The 19,412-nt window shown below is 43.7% G+C and carries 14 protein-coding genes and 1 pseudogene; 9 read left to right on the forward strand and 6 right to left on the reverse strand.

Going from position 1 to position 19,412, the window contains the following annotated elements:
* Positions 1-164 precede the first annotated feature (164 nt).
* The 4 genes from BSAG_RS02130 to BSAG_RS02115 all read left to right on the forward strand — a co-directional run bounded on the left by BSAG_RS02130 (position 165) and on the right by BSAG_RS02115 (position 5,656).
* Positions 165-3,074 carry a hypothetical protein gene (locus BSAG_RS02130; protein WP_004312595.1) on the forward strand — a complete coding sequence of 970 codons (2,910 nt, stop codon included), beginning with the start codon at positions 165-167 and terminating at the stop codon, positions 3,072-3,074.
* Between the two features lie 78 nt (positions 3,075-3,152).
* Positions 3,153-3,470, forward strand: coding sequence for a hypothetical protein (locus tag BSAG_RS02125; protein WP_004312597.1), 318 nt, complete (start codon positions 3,153-3,155; stop codon positions 3,468-3,470).
* On the forward strand, positions 3,470-3,694 hold the full coding sequence (locus BSAG_RS02120) for a sulfurtransferase TusA family protein (protein ID WP_004312598.1): 225 nt from the start codon (positions 3,470-3,472) through the stop codon (positions 3,692-3,694). The genes BSAG_RS02125 and BSAG_RS02120 overlap by 1 nt, the downstream gene beginning before the upstream one ends.
* A gap of 105 nt (positions 3,695-3,799) precedes the next feature.
* On the forward strand, positions 3,800-5,656 hold the full coding sequence (locus tag BSAG_RS02115; RefSeq protein ID WP_004312601.1) for a YgiQ family radical SAM protein: 1,857 nt from the start codon (positions 3,800-3,802) through the stop codon (positions 5,654-5,656).
* 32 nt (positions 5,657-5,688) lie between these two features.
* On the opposite strand, the gene BSAG_RS02110 is transcribed toward BSAG_RS02115, so the two are convergent.
* The 3 genes from BSAG_RS02110 to mfd all read right to left on the reverse strand — a co-directional run bounded on the left by BSAG_RS02110 (position 5,689) and on the right by mfd (position 9,647).
* The gene (locus BSAG_RS02110; protein WP_004312602.1) at positions 5,689-5,985 is read right to left on the reverse strand and encodes a type II toxin-antitoxin system RelE/ParE family toxin; all 297 of its coding nucleotides are present in this window, start codon (positions 5,983-5,985) and stop codon (positions 5,689-5,691) included.
* Positions 5,973-6,185: a hypothetical protein gene (locus BSAG_RS02105; protein ID WP_004312604.1), complete on the reverse strand. Its 213-nt coding sequence runs from the start codon at positions 6,183-6,185 to the stop codon at positions 5,973-5,975. The genes BSAG_RS02110 and BSAG_RS02105 overlap by 13 nt, the downstream gene beginning before the upstream one ends.
* An 87-nt stretch (positions 6,186-6,272) precedes the next feature.
* On the reverse strand, positions 6,273-9,647 hold the full coding sequence (gene mfd / locus BSAG_RS02100; protein WP_008770896.1) for a transcription-repair coupling factor: 3,375 nt from the start codon (positions 9,645-9,647) through the stop codon (positions 6,273-6,275).
* A 259-nt stretch (positions 9,648-9,906) separates the two neighbouring features.
* Here mfd and BSAG_RS02095 point away from each other — a divergent pair, with 259 nt between their 5' ends.
* The 4 genes from BSAG_RS02095 (at position 9,907) to BSAG_RS02080 (ending at position 13,771) form a co-directional block, all read left to right on the forward strand.
* Complete coding sequence (locus BSAG_RS02095; protein WP_004312608.1) at positions 9,907-10,650, forward strand: polyprenol monophosphomannose synthase; 744 nt, start codon at positions 9,907-9,909, stop codon at positions 10,648-10,650.
* Positions 10,647-11,987: a dihydroorotase gene (locus BSAG_RS02090; RefSeq protein WP_008770895.1), complete on the forward strand. Its 1,341-nt coding sequence runs from the start codon at positions 10,647-10,649 to the stop codon at positions 11,985-11,987. The genes BSAG_RS02095 and BSAG_RS02090 overlap by 4 nt, the downstream gene beginning before the upstream one ends.
* A gap of 300 nt (positions 11,988-12,287) precedes the next feature.
* Positions 12,288-13,190 carry a vitamin B12 dependent-methionine synthase activation domain-containing protein gene (locus tag BSAG_RS02085; protein WP_008015952.1) on the forward strand — a complete coding sequence of 301 codons (903 nt, stop codon included), beginning with the start codon at positions 12,288-12,290 and terminating at the stop codon, positions 13,188-13,190.
* 68 nt (positions 13,191-13,258) lie between these two features.
* Positions 13,259-13,771: an RNA polymerase sigma factor gene (locus BSAG_RS02080; protein ID WP_004315940.1), complete on the forward strand. Its 513-nt coding sequence runs from the start codon at positions 13,259-13,261 to the stop codon at positions 13,769-13,771.
* Positions 13,772-13,843: 72 nt separating this feature from the next.
* Here the strand turns inward: BSAG_RS02080 and BSAG_RS26225 are convergent.
* The 3 genes and pseudogenes from BSAG_RS26225 to BSAG_RS02065 all read right to left on the reverse strand — a co-directional run.
* Positions 13,844-13,888: pseudogene (locus BSAG_RS26225) on the reverse strand (hypothetical protein); the annotation flags it as partial.
* 483 nt (positions 13,889-14,371) lie between these two features.
* Positions 14,372-17,239 (reverse strand): AAA family ATPase, encoded by a 2,868-nt coding sequence (locus tag BSAG_RS02070; protein WP_004315942.1) that lies wholly within the window; start codon positions 17,237-17,239, stop codon positions 14,372-14,374.
* The gene (locus tag BSAG_RS02065; protein ID WP_004315943.1) at positions 17,236-18,489 is read right to left on the reverse strand and encodes an exonuclease SbcCD subunit D C-terminal domain-containing protein; all 1,254 of its coding nucleotides are present in this window, start codon (positions 18,487-18,489) and stop codon (positions 17,236-17,238) included. Before BSAG_RS02065 ends, BSAG_RS02070 begins: the two co-directional genes overlap by 4 nt.
* 120 nt (positions 18,490-18,609) lie before the next feature.
* On the opposite strand from BSAG_RS02065, the gene BSAG_RS02060 reads away from it, so the two are divergent.
* Positions 18,610-19,368 (forward strand): lysophospholipid acyltransferase family protein, encoded by a 759-nt coding sequence (locus BSAG_RS02060; protein WP_004315944.1) that lies wholly within the window; start codon positions 18,610-18,612, stop codon positions 19,366-19,368.
* The last annotated feature ends 44 nt before the right edge of the window (positions 19,369-19,412 follow it).

Raw genomic sequence — 19,412 nt, forward strand, 5'->3', positions numbered from 1 at the left:
TCGATACTTCTCGCTCTTTTTTTGTTATTTTTGCGGGGATAATTCACCACAGAGGAAAGGAGGACACGAAGGTTAAATCTATGAAGCGATATAAAATGGTTATTCATAATAACTCTGTGTCCTCCTTTCCTCTGTGGTGAAAATGAGAACAAAAGCATTGAATAATGAAAAAGATAATAGTGTTTCTTCTATGCCTTACTGTAAGTGCTAATTTTCTTTTCGCTCAAGATATTGAAAGAAATGTAAAAGAACGGCTGACGGATTACTTCAACAAATATACCGCAACAGCCAAAATCAGCACTCCTAAACTGAACAGTTTCGATATAAATTATGATCGCAAGACAATTGCAATCTATGCATCGGAAAGTTTCGCCTATCAGCCTTTCCGTCCGGAAACTGTAGAAAACATTTATAATCAAGTTAAAGAACTGCTTCCGGGGCCTGTTCATTATTACCAGCTCACCATTTATGCGGATGGAAAACCTATTGAGGATTTGGTACCTAATTTCTACCGGAATAAGAAAAAGGATAAGGAGAGGTTATCTTTGAATATAGATTATAAAGGAGCTCCCTGGGTGAAAAACATTTCACGTCCCAATGAAATTTCACGCGGACTGCAAGACCGTCATATCGCAATCTGGCAAAGCCACGGCAACTACTTCAAAAATGATAAAAACGAATGGGGATGGCAACGCCCTCGATTATTCTGTACCACAGAAGATATGTTCACTCAATCTTTCGTCCTTCCTTACGTGATTCCCATGTTGGAAAATGCAGGAGCGATTGTTTATACTCCCCGTGAACGAGATACGCAGAAGAATGAGATCATTGTAGATAATGACACTCCCAATGCTTCCCTTTATCTGGAAGTGGGTAGCAAAAAAGCTAATTGGGCAAATGCCCCGGTAAGAGGATTTGCTCAAAAGAAAACGATCTACAAAGAGGGAGAGAATCCTTTCACCGACGGAACCTGCCGTTTCATACCAACCGAAAGAAAGAAAAAGAAGAAGAAAGACCAGGTATTTGCCGAATGGGTACCTACTCTACCGGCAACAGGCAAGTATGCTGTTTATGTTTCTTATCAGACACTCCCCAATAGTGTAAGCGACGCCAAATATCTGGTATTCCATAACGGAGGAGTAACCGAATTTAAAGTTAATCAGAAAATAGGTGGAGGCACATGGGTTTACCTCGGAACGTTTGAATTTGATAAAGGGAACAACGACTACGGCATGGTGGTACTTAGCAACGAGAGCAGCGAACATGGAGTTGTATGCGCCGATGCGGTACGTTTTGGAGGTGGAATGGGAAACATTGCCCGTGGAGGAAGAACCAGCAGGCTACCCCGTTATTTGGAAGGAGCACGCTACTCTGCGCAATGGGCGGGAATGCCATACGAAGTATATGCAGGACGCAAAGGTGAAAACGACTATACAGACGACATCAACACACGTTCCAACGCTATCAACTATTTGTCGGGCAGTTCTGTCTACAACCCGCAACAATCGGGTTTAGGCGTACCTTTGGAAATGACTATGGCGTTGCACAGTGATGCCGGATGCAGCAAGACTGATGAGTTTATCGGATCGCTCGGTATCTATACCACCGATTTCAATAATGGAAAACTGAATGCAGGAACAGACCGGTATGCATCACGTGACTTAGCCGATATTCTGCTCACACAGATTCAGAAAGATATTTATTCAAGTTACAGCATCCCCTGGACACGCCGCAGTATGTGGAACCGGAATTACAGTGAAACACGTCTCCCGGCTACACCTTCTACGATTATCGAACTGCTCTCCCATCAGAACTTCGCAGATATGCAGTTAGGGCATGATCCGAACTTCAAGTTTACAGTGGGACGAGCCATTTACAAAGGTATTTTGCAGTTCATTACCAGCCAGCATGATAAAGAATATATAGTTCAGCCCCTGCCAGTCAGCAATTTCGCCATTCAATTCGGAAAGAAAAAGAATACGCTGGAACTTTCATGGAAAGGTGAAGATGATCCGCAAGAACCGACTGCACGCCCACGAGAATACATCGTATATACACGCATCGGTTATGGAGGCTTTGACAATGGAACCTTAGTCAGCAAAACGTCCCACACCGTTAAAATAGAACCAGGGCTCGTTTATTCATTCAAAGTGACTGCCGTAAACCGCGGCGGGGAAAGTTTTCCCTCCGAAATCCTTTCCGCTTATAAAGCCAAACGCGAACAGGAAAAGGTAATTATCATCAATGGCTTTGACAGAATCAGCGGTCCGGCGGTCGTTAATACTTCTGATAGAGCAGGATTCGATTTATCACAAGATCCCGGAGTCCCGTATATATCAAACATTTCGTTTTGCGGAGCACAAACAGGCTTCGACCGTACACAAGCCGGAAAAGAAGGAAAAGGCAGTCTGGGCCATAGCGGAAACGAGTTAGAAGGAATGAAAATAGCAGGGAACACATTCGATTATCCTTTTATTCATGGAAAAGCGATTCAGGCAGCCGGCAAATATAGTTTTGTGTCATGCAGTGACGAAGCGGTAGAAAACGGATTGGTTACGTTAGAAGATTATCCGGTGGTAGATTATATCCTGGGACTGGAAAAAGAAGACCCCGCAAATAAAGCGTACTACAAGACATTCTCCTCGGCTATGCAACGAATTATGACCAGTTATTGTCAGTCGGGAGGTAGTCTATTTGTCAGCGGTGCTTATGTAGGAAGCGATATGAGCGGCACACAAGGCAACCGGGAGTTTACAGAGAAAATACTGAAATATGGTTATCAAAGTAGCCTGACGGATAAGAGTTCGAATCAGATTAAAGGATTGGGGCGCACAATCACGATCCCGCGTCTGCCCAATGAGAACAGTTATGCGGTTCCTGCAGCAGATTGCATCGTTCCCGTAGATACTGCTTTCCCTGTATTTACGTATGCACCCGGCAATCAGAGCGCAGGTATCGCTTACAAAGGGAACTACCGCACTTTTGTATTGGGCTTTCCTTTCGAAAGCATCCAGTCGGAAGCGGATCGGGCAACCATTATGGCAGGCATCCTGGGATTCTTTACTCAAAAATAAAAAATATCCTTTTTTTAATCCGTTTCTCATTTTAAATTCTATCTTTGCTACTATAATAACCTTTAAAACTAAAAAACAATGTATACTATACAAGCAAATCCTAGCGGTACACGCAGCATAGAAGTATCTAATGAAAACTTGAGAACGATTGAGAAATATGCTCTGTTCCGTCATCTTATCGACAGTACCGGTATTGTAGATGAAGCAGTTCTGGATAAGTTGAAACTAAATATCCGCTCCCTTATCGCCAGTCAGGAAGAAGACAGTAAAGACTTGCTGGACCTTTGTATCGACGTGATTTATCACAATAATATGAAGGCATTCGGTCTGCAACAGCTCATCAAGCTCTATCTTACCTGGCTTTCCAACACAGAAGCGGAAGAAGAAGAGGAATAATGATTACGGTAGATACCTGCGGAATAACAGCATACAGTCCGCTGATTCCTGCAATAAGAGCAATGTGCACTGCCTCTCCGGGAGAAACGATAGAGATTATCATGAACCATGCTGACGCGTTTCAGGATCTAAAGGAATATCTGTCCGAGCAAGGTATCGGTTTTCGTGAAATCTATGACGGAGAACAAATGACATTACAGTTCACAATCAATGGGAAGTTATAAAAAACATCTCAATGATTGAAGCAAAACATCCCGATAATCGAAGTTAAACATCTCAATGAATAAAAAAATCATTGGGATGTTTTTTATTATCCGTATCTTTGCAGCATGAAAGAATATCGATTGACTGACTGGTTACCTACTACCAAGAAAGAAGTAGAACTTCGCGGATGGAATGAATTGGATGTCATTCTATTCAGTGCTGACGCCTATGTAGATCACCCTTCTTTTGGTGCTGCCGTTATTGGACGGATTCTTGAAGCGGAAGGTTTGAAAATAGCCATTGTACCCCAGCCCAACTGGCGTGACGACCTGCGTGACTTCAAGAAGCTGGGACGCCCACGGCTATTCTTCGGCATCTCCGGTGGATGCATGGATTCGATGGTAAATAAATACACAGCCAACAAACGATTGCGCAGTGAAGATGCATATACCCCGGACGGTCGTCCGGATATGCGTCCGGAATATCCTTCCACGGTTTATAGCCAGATACTAAAGAAACTTTATCCGGATGTTCCCGTAGTTATCGGAGGAATCGAAGCCAGTTTAAGACGGTTAAGTCATTACGATTATTGGCAGGACAAAGTGCAAAAGAGCATTTTATGCGACAGCGGTGCCGACCTGCTCATTTACGGAATGGGAGAAAAACCACTTCCAGACCTGGTGAAGAATATGAAAAGTCTGCTTACTACTGAAGAGCCAGTACTGACAAGCAGTAAATTCAGAACAATCATCGGATCAGTTCCTCAAACAGCCTATCTTTGTCGTGCAACAGAATGGACCTCTGCCGAAAATGACCTTTCACTTTATTCGCACGAAGAATGTTTGGCAGATAAAAAGAAACAGGCTAGTAATTTCCGGCATATCGAAGAAGAATCTAACAAATATTCGGCTTCCCGAATCACGCAAGCCGTCGGAAACAAGATAGTAGTAGTCAATCCTCCATATCCTCCGATGAGCCAGGAAGATCTCGATCGTTCGTTTGATTTGCCATATACCCGGCTACCTCATCCTAAATATAAAGGGAAACGGATTCCGGCTTATGACATGATTAAGTTTTCCATCAACATTCACCGGGGATGTTTCGGCGGTTGTGCCTTCTGCACCATTTCCGCTCATCAGGGAAAGTTTATCGTCAGCCGTAGCAAAGAGTCCATACTGAAAGAGGTGAAAGAGGTCATCCAGTTACCCGATTTCAAAGGATATTTAAGCGATTTGGGTGGTCCTTCCGCTAACATGTATCAGATGAAAGGAAAAGACGAAGCTATTTGCAAGAAGTGCAAACGACCGTCATGTATCCATCCGAAAGTTTGCCCAAATCTAAATACCGACCATCGCCCCTTACTGGATATTTACCGTGCAGTAGATGCCTTGCCCGGAATAAAAAAATCGTTTATCGGTAGCGGAGTACGCTATGACCTGTTACTTCATCAAAGTAAAGATGAAGCGATCAACCGCAGCACTGCCGAGTATACCCGTGAATTGATTGTCAATCACGTAAGTGGTCGGCTGAAAGTAGCTCCGGAGCATACCAGTGACCGGGTATTATCTGTGATGCGCAAACCTTCTTTCGAGCAATTTGAAACATTCAAGAGGATATTCGACCGTATCAACCGGGAAGAGAATCTACGTCAACAACTGATTCCGTATTTCATTTCCTCGCATCCCGGATGCAAAGAAGAAGATATGGCGGAACTTGCCGTTATCACTAAACGTCTGGACTTCCACCTGGAACAAGTGCAGGACTTCACTCCCACTCCGATGACGGTTGCTACCGAAGCTTGGTATACCGGATTCCATCCATACACGTTAGAACCGATATTCAGTGCTAAAACCCAACGGGAGAAACTAGCACAACGACAGTTCTTTTTTTGGTATAAACCGGAAGAAAGGAGAAATATCATCAATGAGTTGAGACGTATCGGACGTTCTGATTTGATAGACAAATTATACGGAAAACGCTAATTCGCTCCATTCCATCACTTACAAAACCACCTCTAAAAAGGAGCCTTATCAGGATCTTGGCGAGTATCAAAAACAGCTTCCACAAGAATCTGCTTTTCAAGTACCCGATAATAGACTTTGAAATAATCACAATGAAAAACACGTATATTAGGAACAGAGGTAGCTTTATACATATAAGGATATTTAGCGACTAATTGCAATACGTCTCTCACCATTGTATAAATGGAACGGCTATATTGGGTATTTCCATTTCTCACATTATAGAAAGTCAGAATTTGCTGAAAAACAATAGTCGCTGTTTCTGTCCAGACTATTTTTAACTTAGCCATTGTTCCACCAGCTTATCCACATCTTCTTGAGTATGCAATCTACCCTCCTCATAATCTTTTTCAGAATGCATTATAATTTCCTGTTCATATTCTGTAGGAACATAAAGATTTGCATTAGGAGTAGTTACATGATAAGCAGCCACTGGTTCATTGACCTGTGGCAATTCATTATCTTGAGGTTTATATGATTTCTTAGCCATATCAGTTATTAAGTTATATCTACAAAGATAAAGATCCCCTTGGTATAAAACAAACAATTCCTCGCTTATCTTCCCCGAAAAGCTTATTTATTCTTCTTTCACCGGCAACGCCACAATCTCCTGCAACACACTGACTGCCGTCTCCACATTAGTAACATTTTTAATCAACATACTCCGTCTGCCATTTTGCTCACGCAGATCACAGCGCCGGGTATACTTCATCATATAGTCTATCACTTTACCGAAAGCCTTACTTTGATAGAACGGACTATCCGGATTGGAAACAAAGAACAAGGTCATTCGTCCGCCTTTCAGGAAAATCTTCTCTGCTCCCAAACGAGCTGACAAACGGCGTAAAGGAACAATGCGGAGTAATTCTTCCGTTTCCCGGGGAACCGGTCCGAAGCGGTCTTCCAAGCGGGAGCGGAAAGCCTCCACATCTTTGTCCAATGTCAGTCCATCCAGTTCACGATAGAGCAACATACGTTCGCTGCTGCCGGTTACGTAGTTGGCCGGCAATAAAAGTTCGAGGTCACTTTCTACCTGACACTCCTCTACAAATTCTTCTCCACTAATTTGTCCTTCACCTTTTATTTCATCAGCATACAGTTCTGCAAATTCATCTGTTTTCAACTCATGGACAGCTTCAGTCAGAATCTTCTGATATGTTTCATATCCCAAATCAGCGACAAAGCCACTTTGCTCGGCTCCGAGCAAATTTCCGGCTCCACGAATGTCCAAATCCTGCATAGCAATATGAATACCACTTCCCAAATCACTAAAGTTTTCAATCGCTTGAAGACGTCGTCTTCCTTCGGCCGTCAAACTACCCAACGGAGGAGCCAGCAGATAACAGAATGCCTTCTTGTTACTACGCCCTACCCGTCCACGCATCTGATGGAGATCACTCAAGCCGAAGTTTTGCGCCTGATTGATAATGATGGTATTTGCATTCGGAATATCGATACCACTTTCGATGATTGTGGTTGCCAAGAGCACGTCATAGTCATAGTTGACAAAATCCAGAATAATTTTCTCCAGTTCTGTCGGTTCCATCTGTCCGTGTCCGATTGCTACACGGCAATCCGGAATATGGCGCTCTATCATTGCTTTCAGTTCCGGCAAGTTCGCAATCCGGTTATTGACGAAAAAGACCTGCCCGTTGCGGCTCATCTCAAAATTGATGGCATCCGTTATCACTTCTTCATTAAAAGTATGCACTTCGGTCTGAATCGGATAGCGGTTAGGCGGCGGAGTGGAAATCACGCTCAAATCACGCGCGCCCATCAACGAAAATTGAAGGGTACGGGGAATCGGAGTAGCAGTCATTGTCAGTGTATCTACATTCACTTTCAACTGACGCAGCTTTTCTTTTACGGAAACTCCGAATTTCTGTTCTTCGTCGACAATCAGCAGTCCCAAGTCTTTAAACTGAACATCCTTGCCTAAGATACGGTGGGTACCTATCAGAATACCGACATCTCCATCCTTCAGTCCTTTCAATACAGCTTTGGTTTGTGCGGCAGTACGTGCGCGGCTTAAATATTCCACCCGGCATGGCAGTCCTTTCAGACGTTCGCGGAATGTTTGAAAATGCTGGTAAGCAAGCACCGTTGTCGGAACCAGAACGGCCACTTGTTTATTATCGGCAACAGCTTTGAAAGCGGCACGAATTGCAACTTCTGTTTTTCCAAATCCTACATCTCCACAGACCAGACGGTCCATCGGGCGGTCACTTTCCATATCCGCTTTGACATCAATCGTCGCCTTACTCTGATCCGGGGTATCTTCATAAATAAAGGATGCTTCCAACTCACGCTGCAAGAAACTATCGGGACTATAAGAGAACCCTTTTTCCTGACGACGCTGCGAATACAATTTTATCAAATCGCGGGCAATATCCTTGATTTTGCTCTTCGTACGTTCTTTCAGTTTCTCCCATGCCCCTGTACCTAATTTGTTAAGTCGGGGAGCCTCTCCCTCCTTACCTTTGTATTTGGAAACTTTATGCAGGGAATGAATGGAAACGAACACTACATCTTCATTCTGAAACACCAGTTTCAAAACTTCCTGCGTAGTATCACCATTCGGTATACGCACCAAACCGGAAAAACGTCCGATACCATGATCGGTATGCACCACATAATCCCCCGGAGTAAACTGGTTCAGTTCTTTTAAAGATAGTGCCACTTTTCCCGAACGAGCTTTATCACTTTTCAGGTTATATTTATGGAAACGGTCAAACAACTGATGGTCGGTGAAGATACAGAGCCGTAGTGTGTTATCTACAAATCCTTCATGTATGGTACGCTCTACGGGAGTAAAATTAATCTGATCGCCCCGATCTTCAAAAATAGCCTTGATACGATCTGTCTGCTTCATACTGTCACTACAGATATATAGCGAATAACCTTTTTCCAAATAATCTTTGAAAGAAGAAGCTACCAAATCGAAATTCTTATGAAAGATGGGTTGGGCAGATGTATTGAAAGTAACACTGGCATTCGGCGTTCCGGTTGGTTTGTTACCAAATTCCAATCGGCGGAAATCGAGTGCCCGTACAGTGAATTCACTGCCGTCTATCAGTTTTCCTTCTAATGTAATGCCTCCATTTTCTGCGGCTTCCTGAACAGCTATTGCCTGGGGAGTCAACGCTTCATCATGCACCACCTGGATTCGTTCACGCAACCAAAGAAAATCGCGCATTGCCAGAGTAGTATCTTTCGGGATAAAATCCAGAAAGGAAGTTGTCACATCTCCTGTCACTGCTAAATCGGGAACAATGGACACTCCACTTTTCTTCTCACGGGATAATTGGGACTCTACTTCAAAGGTACGGATACTTTCTACTTCATCACCAAAGAAATCAATACGATAAGGATATTCCGAAGCAAAAGAGAAAACGTCGATAATGCTACCGCGAACAGCGTATTGCCCCGGTTCATATACATAATCTACGTATTCGAAGCCATAACTATGCAACACATCAGTGATAAACGTGGTATCCACTTTCTCCCCTACATTCAATTTCAGGGTTTTATCGCTCAATTCCTTTCGCGACACTACTTTCTCTGCCAATGCATCCGGGTACGTAACGATACATAGTCCCTCCTCCCTTTTTTGCAAGCGGCTAAGTACTTCCGTGCGCAGAATCTCATTGGCTGCGTCTTTTTGCCCATATTTAATAGAGCGACGGAATGAAGATGGAAAGAATAACACCTTTTCCGTACCCAATATCTGCGTCAAGTCATGATAAAAATAGCCGGCTTCTTCAAGATCACCTAAAATAAAGACAAACGGACAACCACTCTCTTGTACCAATACAGAAGAAAAAAGAGAAGCAGCAGATGCACACAGTCCTCCACAAAAAACAGTCTGAACAGAAGTGTCCTTCAACAAGCGCTTCATCACTGCCATATTGGGGTGGGCAGCATATTGTTGTTGCAATTCAGTTATTGTCATACCTATAAAATTTCCCCGCAAAATTACAAAAAAGAATCGCAGGACAGACATAAGTGTGGGAAAGTTTTCATCCCCCAAAAGTTTCTCACCGAGAAACAAAGTGTTCCACACCGAGAAACAACTTGTTTCACACCGAGGAACAAACCGTTTCACACCAAGAAACAAAAGATTGCATTCTGCTCTTCACGTTAAATTTTCCTTAGTTCGGCTATAACTAAAGGAAAAGAACTACTTTTGTTTTAAATTTTATAGTATCTATATGCAGACATCGGATAGCATTGTAATTATCCCTACCTATAATGAACGGGAGAACATAGAAAATATCATCCGTGCCGTATTCGGCCTTCCCAAAGTATTCCATATTCTGGTAATAGAAGACGGCTCTCCGGACGGAACGGCAACCATCGTAAAAACCTTGCAACAAGAATTTCCCGAACGGCTTTTTATGATTGAGCGTAAAGGGAAACTGGGATTGGGCACTGCCTATATTACCGGATTTAAATGGGCACTGGAACACGCATACGAGTATATCTTTGAAATGGATGCCGACTTCAGTCATAATCCGAACGATTTGCCCCGTTTGTATCAGGCTTGTTCGGAACAGGGTGGAGATGTATCCATCGGCTCCCGCTACATCAGCGGAGTAAATGTAGTGAACTGGCCGATGGGACGGGTATTGATGTCGTACTTTGCTTCCAAATATGTGCGGTTCATCACAGGAATACCCGTACACGACACGACAGCCGGATTTGTCTGCTACCGCCGTCAGGTACTGGAAATGATTGATTTGGATCATATCCGTTTTAAGGGATATGCTTTTCAGATTGAAATGAAATTCACCGCTTACAAATGTGGTTTTAAAATCATCGAAGTTCCCGTGATTTTCATTAATCGTGAACTAGGGACTTCCAAGATGAATAGCAGCATCTTTGGAGAGGCCATATTTGGTGTGATTAAATTAAAAGTAAATAGTTGGTTCCATAAATTCCCGCAAAAGTCATGAAACGTACACTGATTCAAAACGCCGTTATTGTTAACGAAGGAAGAAAAGTACTGGGTTCAGTAGTCATTGAAAATGAAAAGATAGCCGAAATATTGGTGGGTGAAGAAAAAGCAACTGCCCCTTGTGACGAAGTCATTGACGCAAGCGGGTGTTATCTCCTACCGGGTGCCATCGACGAACATGTTCATTTCCGCGATCCCGGCCTGACTCATAAAGCTGATATTACCACAGAAAGCCATGCCGCTGCAGCAGGAGGTGTCACTTCCATCATGGATATGCCCAATACAAACCCGCAGACTACGACGCTGGAGGCTTTGGAAGAGAAATTCACCCTACTAGGTGAGAAATCAGCAGTCAACTATTCCTGCTATTTCGGAGCAACGAATAATAACTATACCCAGTTTGCGCAACTGGATAAACACCGGGTTTGTGGCGTGAAGTTATTTATGGGTTCAAGCACCGGCAATATGCTGGTAGACCGGATGGCCAGCTTGCGTAATATATTCGGCGGAACCGATCTGCTCATCGCCGCCCATTGCGAAGACCAGGGAATTATCAAAGAAAATACGGATAAATATAAGAAAGAATACGGAGACGATGTACCTCTGGCTCTTCATCCGCTTCTCCGTTCGGAAGAGGCTTGCTATCGTTCGTCCGAGCTGGCTGTGCAACTGGCACGGGAAACAAATGCCCGCCTGCACATCATGCATATTTCCACCGCTAAAGAGTTGAGTCTGTTTTCCAACGTTCCTCTGGCACAAAAAAGAATTACAGCAGAAGCCTGCGTTTCCCATCTACTCTTTACGGAAGAAGATTATCAGACATTGGGTGCCCGCATTAAATGTAACCCTGCCATCAAGACTGCACAAGATCGGAAAGCTTTGCAAGAGGCTGTCAATAGCGGTCTGATTGATGCCATCGCAACCGATCATGCCCCACACTTGCTTAGTGAAAAAGAAGGAGGTGCATTAAAGGCAATGTCCGGGATGCCGATGATTCAGTTCTCGCTGGTCAGCATGTTGGAGTTGGCAGATAAAGGAGTGTTTACTATCGAAAAAGTAGTAGAAAAAATGGCTCATGCTCCTGCACAGATGTATGAGATACCAAACAGGGGATTCATCCGCAAAGGCTATCAGGCTGACCTGGTATTAGTCCGCCCCGGAAGCGAATGGACTGTAACAACCGATTGTATTCTAAGCAAATGTAAATGGAGTCCATTAGAGGGACACACATTCGACTGGAAAGTAGAGAAAACATTTGTAAACGGACATCTGTTATATAACAACGGAGAAATAGACGAGACTTATCGCGGACAAGAATTGTTCTTCGAACGATAAATGATAATTTTGCGGAGTGCCCTGAAAGGGCTTAATTCTATAGCGTAGGGCAACGCCCTACGTAAAAACGACAATCTGAATTTGCGCCCTGAAAGGGCATAATTGTATACAGTTCCGCCCTTTCAGGGCTTGTGGCTGGTGTGTTTTTTTCGTAGGGCGTTGCCCTACGCTATAGAATTAAGCCCTTTCAGGGCACCCCAATAAATATATAATTGTAAGGCTTTCAGCCTAACTGCTAAATTCCCATTTAACCGCTAAATTCTCATTTAACCGCTAAATTCCCATTTAATTGTATAAATTATGATTCTATCTTATAAAATACATACAGTCACTCCCTACATCAACTGGATTTACTTTTTCCACGCATGGGGTTTCCAGCCACGTTTTGCAGCCATTGCCAACATTCACGGATGTGACGTCTGCCGTGCTTCGTGGCTGACGACTTTTCCGGAAGAAGAGCGTAACAAGGCCTCCGAAGCCATGCAGCTATTTAAAGAAGCCAACCGGATGCTCGATCTGCTCGACCGGGATTATGAGGTAAAGACCCTATTCAAGCTCTGTAAAGCAAATTCTGACGGAGATAATCTAATTATTGAGAAAGAAAAAGACCAATTCGTCACCTTTCCTTTACTGCGTCAGCAGACGCCCAAAAGAGATGGAAGTCCTTTCCTTTGTCTAAGCGACTTTATCCGTCCTCTTTCTTCCGGTATCCCCGACACCATCGGTGCTTTTGCTTCTTCTATTGATGCGGACATGGAAGGACTGTATGAACAGGACCCATATAAACACTTGCTTGTCCAAACCCTCTCCGACCGACTGGCAGAAGCTGCAACAGAAAAGATGCATGAGTATGTACGAAAAGAAGCATGGGGATATGCCAAAGAAGAAAATCTGGGCATAGCGGATTTATTGGTCGAGAAATATCAAGGTATTCGCCCTGCCGTCGGCTACCCGTCTTTACCGGATCAGTCTGTCAACTTCCTGTTGGATGAACTGCTGGACATGAAACAGATAGGTATTTCATTGACTGAAAACGGGGCCATGTATCCGCACGCTTCTGTTTGCGGACTTATGTTTTCGCATCCGGCTTCCGAATATTTTTCTGTAGGAAAGATTGGAGAGGACCAACTCGAAGATTATACCCGCCGCCGGGGAAAAAGCATCGAAGAAATGCGCAAATTTCTGGCAGCGAATCTTCAATAATCATCATTCTCCTGTGATTTTTCTCCTTTTCTCACGACTAACTAACCAGAAAAGCAATCATAGACTTCATGAGAGAACAAGCAACAGAAGCCAATCCTCCTATTGAGCAAGAGTTCTTGTCGGTAATCCGCGAATATGAACGGGTGATCTACAAAGTGTGCTATCTGTACGCCAACCCCAATGCTCCGCTCAATGACCTTTATCAGGATGTGCTACTGAATCTTTGGAAAGCCTATCCTAAATTCAGAAAAGAATGTAAAGTATCTACATGGATTTATCGTATTGCTCTCAACACTTGTATCAGTTTTTATCGTAAAGAAAAGAATGTGCCGGAAATAGTCAGTCTCACCAAAGATACTGACTGGACCATAGAAGCACACGACCCGATCAACGAAATGCTGAAACAGCTTTATCAGATGATTAACCAGCTGGGACAACTAGACAAATCAATTATCCTGCTCTATCTCGAAGACAAAAGTTATGAAGAAATAGCAGAAATTACCGGACTGACGGTTACCAATGTAGCGACTAAACTAAGCCGCATCAAAGACAAACTTAAAAGAATGAAAAAGGAGGAATAAGATATATGGAACTGGAAGAACTGAAAAAATCTTGGAATGCCCTGGATGAACACTTGAAAGATAAAGAGTTCATCAAAGAAGAAGAGCTTGAAAAGCTGATAAGGCATGCAGACAAAGGTATCCATGCCATTGCCAGCCTGAACATCAAGCTTATTCTGATTTCTTTGCCGATATTGATCTTGTTTTTAGCGGAGGTGTTGTTGCACAACAGATTGAACCCGATCTACATCATTATCATTTTCGCATGGATTCCCGCACTTTGCTGGGACATCGTCACCACCCGCTACCTCCAACGGACTCAAATAGACGAGATGCCTCTGGTAGAGGTAATCAGCCGCGTGAACCGTATACACCGATGGACCATCAGAGAACGACTGATTGCTATTGCTTTCCTCCTGGTACTGGCTGTACTCTCATTTATCTACTGGCAAGTGTGGCAATATGGAATAGGCATGATAGCCTTCTTTATCCTGTTATGGGGCGGAGGACTAGGATTGATTTTATGGATTTACCGCAAGAAGTTCTTAAATCGCATCCACGAAATAAAGAAGAATTTAAGCGAATTGAACGAATTAATGTAAAAGGAGATAATGGATGTGCTTACCCTACAACGGTAAGCACACTCTTTCCATTCACTTTCTTATGCACTTGCACCTGAACAGAAATTCGTTCACTCATCTCCTGTACGTGAGAAATAACTCCGATTTTCCGTCCCTGCATCTGTAATTGTTCCAATGCTTCCATTGCCGTACGCAGGCTTTCCGCATCCAAAGAGCCGAATCCTTCATCAATAAATAGAGATTCTACTTTCAGGTTATTGCTTGATAAGGAAGACAAGCCCAAAGCCAACGCCAAAGATATCAGGAATGATTCACCACCGGAAAGAGAGTACACAGTCCGTATTTCATCACACATATCACAATCTATCACTTGAAGCGCCAACGTGTCGGGAACCTGTTGCAACTTATAGCGTTTAGAAAGGTAGGATAAATGTTTATTGGCATGAAGCAACAGCAAATTCAAAGTGTAACTTTGAGCTATCACTTTAAATTTCGCTCCGTCCGCACTGCCTATCAGTTTATTAAGTTTCGCCCAACGTTCGGCAATCGTCTGTTTCTCTGCCAGTTCCTTCGCAATCTGTTCCACAGTTAGCTTATTCTTTGCCTGTTGCAAAAGACGGGCTTCCATAGTAGAAAAGGTACGTTCGATATTCAGGTTTTCTTCCTGTTGTTTCTTTATTATTTCGGGAAGTTGTTCGGGAGACTCAATCTTTTTATACTGTTCCTGCAATTCTCCGATAGCCAGCGTAATTTGCTTCATCTCTCCTTGCAGACCAGAAAGGCGATTGTGCACAGCCTCTACCTCTTTGCGTGCTTTCTCCAAAGCCAAATTCAGCTCTTTTTCTCTTTTTGCCACGGCTGCTTCCGCTTCATCCGCACTTTTTCCTTTCAACAGTTGCGAACGTTCCTGACGGAGCACATTCAACGCTTTCTCTATAACTTCAAATCTCTTTTGTTCGGCTGAAGCAGTATTCTGCAGTAATAACAACTGTTCTTTAGCAGACGATACTTTCTGCATCGCCAGGCGACAAAGAGATACATTCTCACGAAGAGCTTCACAATGCGCACGCATCTTTTTAATTTCTTCATCGCTGCGTTGCCATTCTGCATAAAGATTACGATATTCTAAAATACGTTCTGCCAGTTCCGTCAAACGATGTTGTATCTGCTCTTCGTTACCAGCATCGATCCCAGCTTTATACAATGCCGCCAACTGTTCTCCAATCTGTCCGTCCACCATCTTCTGATGCGTCCAATCACGTTGCAAAACAATGCTCCGGTTATTGATCTGTTGACAGTTTGCTACTGCTGCATTATACTCCTGTTCTATACTCCGGAAAAGAGTATCTACTACCTCCTGTTCCTGATGGTAAGGATGCGCCGTACTACCGCAAACCGGACAAGCTTCCCCCTCCTGCAATTGCTGACGCAATGCTTTCACGTCTTTTCCCACTGCCATACGTGCATTTTCGTAAAGGCGTTGAGTTACTTTCAATGCGGTTTCTTGTTCCGTCAATTGTTTTAGGCAATCAGTTGTTTCTTTCTCCAACCGTTCTATTTCTGCCTTTGTTTTCGTCTGCGTTTCCGTCAATTGCCGGATATTCTGTTGGCGTGTCAGCTCTTTTTGCAACTTCATCTGTTCTTCGGTCAATAACGGATATCCGAAAGAGTTTAATCGCAACAACCGTTCTTCATTCGTGTTTACCCCGGCTGTCAGTTTATTTTCTTCCTGCCGTAGAATTTCTTCCACCTGTTCTAGTTGCAACACTTCTTTTATTCCTACATGATTCAGCAAACGGTTCAGAGAAGAATAAGAAACCTGCAACTGCTCCGTAGCCATCCGCATTTTTTGTTCCTGCTCCGACACCTGTTTATTAGCGGACTGTAACATCTGTTTCGATTGTGTGTAACTGTCCTGCTGTGACTGTATCTGTATATCCAACTGACGGGCTTTCTTCAAGTCCGGCTGTATGGCTTCCCATTGTGCCTTGAAATGCACCAATCCTTCTTCTTGTGAAGCCAATGCGCCCTGTAACATTTTCAATCTTGCTTGCTCCTCCTGTTCTTCCTGTTGCTTCTTCTTCCAAAGATCTTCCTGCATTTTTAATGAACGAACCACATTCAGTTGTTCATTTTGCTCTGCCAGCAGTTTGATTCCTGTCACACGCTTTTCGGCCAACAGCTCTTTCTCTTTTTGTAAAGCAAGTAATTCTTCTTCCGGCATCAATTCGATCACATTCATTCGATTCTGAATCAAAGTGACTTCTTCCTGTGCCGCCTTATTCCGTGCATAGACTTCTTGAGAAATCCGGGAATATACACCGGTTCCCGTCAACTTCTCAAGCAACTCCGCTTTGGCCGCTCCTTTCGATTTCAGGAATGTTGCAAAATCATTCTGCGCCAATAATACGGTACGGGTAAACTGCTCATACGTCAACCCCACCAGCTCCACCAACTGAATCAACAACTCTTTTTTGGTACCCTGGAATTCTTTCTCCGTATCCAGTTCTTTCACCTCCAGCGTTTGTGGCTGCAAAGAACCGCTTATCTTATTTCTTGTCCGTCTTACCGACCAGCGAGAACGGTAACGCCGTCCGTCAATGCCTAAGAAATCGACTTCCGCATAACCGTCGCTTGTTCCCCGACGCAATAAATTTCTTACATCGGACTGATTTATCTGATTGTCTCCTACATCTGCCAGATTCACACTTTCCACCGAAGTTGCGAAACGGGGAGCTTTATCATACAGTGCCAGACATAAAGCATCTAGTAAAGTAGACTTACCGGCACCCGTAGGTCCTGATATGGCAAATATACCTGCAGAATGTAATGGTTCTGCTGTAAAATCCACTTCTACCATCCCTTCTATCGAGGTCAGATTCTTCAATCGTATAGCCAGTATTTTCATTCTTCTTCCTCCTCTTCTTTATGAGTAGCAGCCAAATAGGCTTCCTGAAACAAACCTGTCAGTTCGGCAGGCATTTCCACCTGATAAATCTTTTCAAAGGCAGACTGCGCAATCTGCAAGGGAGACATCTCCTGCAATCCTCTCTTCCAGTTCTCGTTTTCTTTCTCCGTATTTTCTACATCGGTGCGATAGGTAGACACAATGCGTGCCAATCGATAATTTTTATCTGCCAATGCCTCCTCAATCTCCTGCCGAAGCATGGGTTCCGGTTCCTCCAGCAATACCTTCACTTCTAAATAAGGAGCTACATCCTTTGTCTCCGGCAATTCTTTCAAGGCTTCCAACACCACTTCCGGCAAGGCGGGATCTCCATTCGGTACACTTACCAAAGGGATTAATTTCGGGCATTCCAACCGTTCAATGTCTACTGCACAACCTCCGTCAAAGGTCACCATCACGACTCCATGATGATAATGTTTCTCTGCAAAAGACATCGGAATAGGACTTCCTGCATATCTCACATTCTCCCTTCCCGACACTCGCTGCGCTTTATGTATATGCCCCAATGCCGTATACGCTATCTGTTCGGAAAAAGCTTCCGGCGATACACATTCCAGACCACCAATCACAGTACGTTCACTATAATCTTTTTCTGCAATCTCCGATCCTGTAGCCTGCAAATGACCGATGGCAAGAATCGACTGATTCGCTGTCCTTTGCTTCCATAGCCTTTGCAGAAGCTGCGAATATAGTTCGCGAACTCCCTCCGCGTACAGGTTGCCTTCCGTCTGCACGACCGGATAATCCCCCTGGCGCAAAAAAGGGACAGCCATGCAAAGCAGTTCCACTTCCCCTTTCCGGTTCTTCAGTTCCACGATCAAATGGTCATAATCAATTTCTCCACCTTCAAGTTTGCGCACCACCCCTCTGACTTCTGTCCGCATAGCCTGCAACAGAGGCAAAGGAGCTTCCAGACGTGCTGCCGAATCATGATTGCCGGCCACAATGACAATTTGCAGATTCGGATTCTCCACTGTCACCCGATAAATAAACTGATAATACATGCTTTGGGATGCAGCGGAAGGGTTGGAAACATCAAAAACATCTCCGGCTATAATCAATGCATCAATCTCTTTCTGACGAATTTCTTCTGCCAGCCAATTCAGGAATACCTCATGTTCTCCCGTGCGATCATATCCAAAAAAGGTTTGTCCCAAATGCCAGTCGGCAGTATGTAATATACGTATCATAATTTTATAACTATCTCTACTAACAAGAGGCAAAAATAACACAATCGGAAAGATTATCTCACATCTGCCTCTCTTTTTTACCAATAATCATGTATATTTGCAGGATAAAAATCCAACCCTATGAAGATACTGTATTATATTTATCAGATTTGCATCGCTTTGCCTATTTTATTAGTGCTGACCATTCTTACGGCAATCGTCACTATTGTAGGTTCCCTCTTGGGAGGAGCCCACTTCTGGGGATATTATCCGGGGAAGATATGGTCACAATTAATTTGTCTGTTCCTGTTGATTCCCGTGAAGATTGAGGGGCGCGAAAAGCTGCATGACAAAACTTCCTATATTTTTGTACCTAACCATCAGGGTTCATTTGATATTTTCCTCATCTACGGCTTCATTGGAAGAAACTTTAAATGGATGATGAAAAAAAGTCTGCGTAAATTGCCATTCGTCGGAAAAGCCTGTGAAAGCGCAGGACATATCTTTGTAGACCGTTCCGGCCCGAAGAAGGTTTTGGAAACCATCCGGCAGGCAAAAGACTCGTTGAAAGACGGAGTTTCTCTGGTGGTCTTTCCCGAAGGTGCACGCACTTTTACCGGACACATGGGATATTTTAAAAAAGGGGCTTTCCAATTGGCGGATGATTTACAGTTGGCAGTGGTACCTGTCACTATCGATGGCTCATTTGAAATCCTTCCACGCACAGGCAAATGGATACATCGCCATCGCATGATTCTGACTATTCACGACCCTATTCCTCCCAAAGGAAAAGGCATGGAAAATATCAAGGCAACCATGGCAGAGGCATACGCAGCTGTTGAAAGTGCCCTCCCGGAGCAACATAAGGGAATGGTGAAAAACGAAGATCAAGACCGGTAATCTGTGTATTATACCTAAAATGAATATGGGGATGCTCACGCACC

This window comes from Bacteroides sp. D1 (assembly GCF_000157095.2).
Taxonomy (GTDB): domain Bacteria; phylum Bacteroidota; class Bacteroidia; order Bacteroidales; family Bacteroidaceae; genus Bacteroides; species Bacteroides xylanisolvens.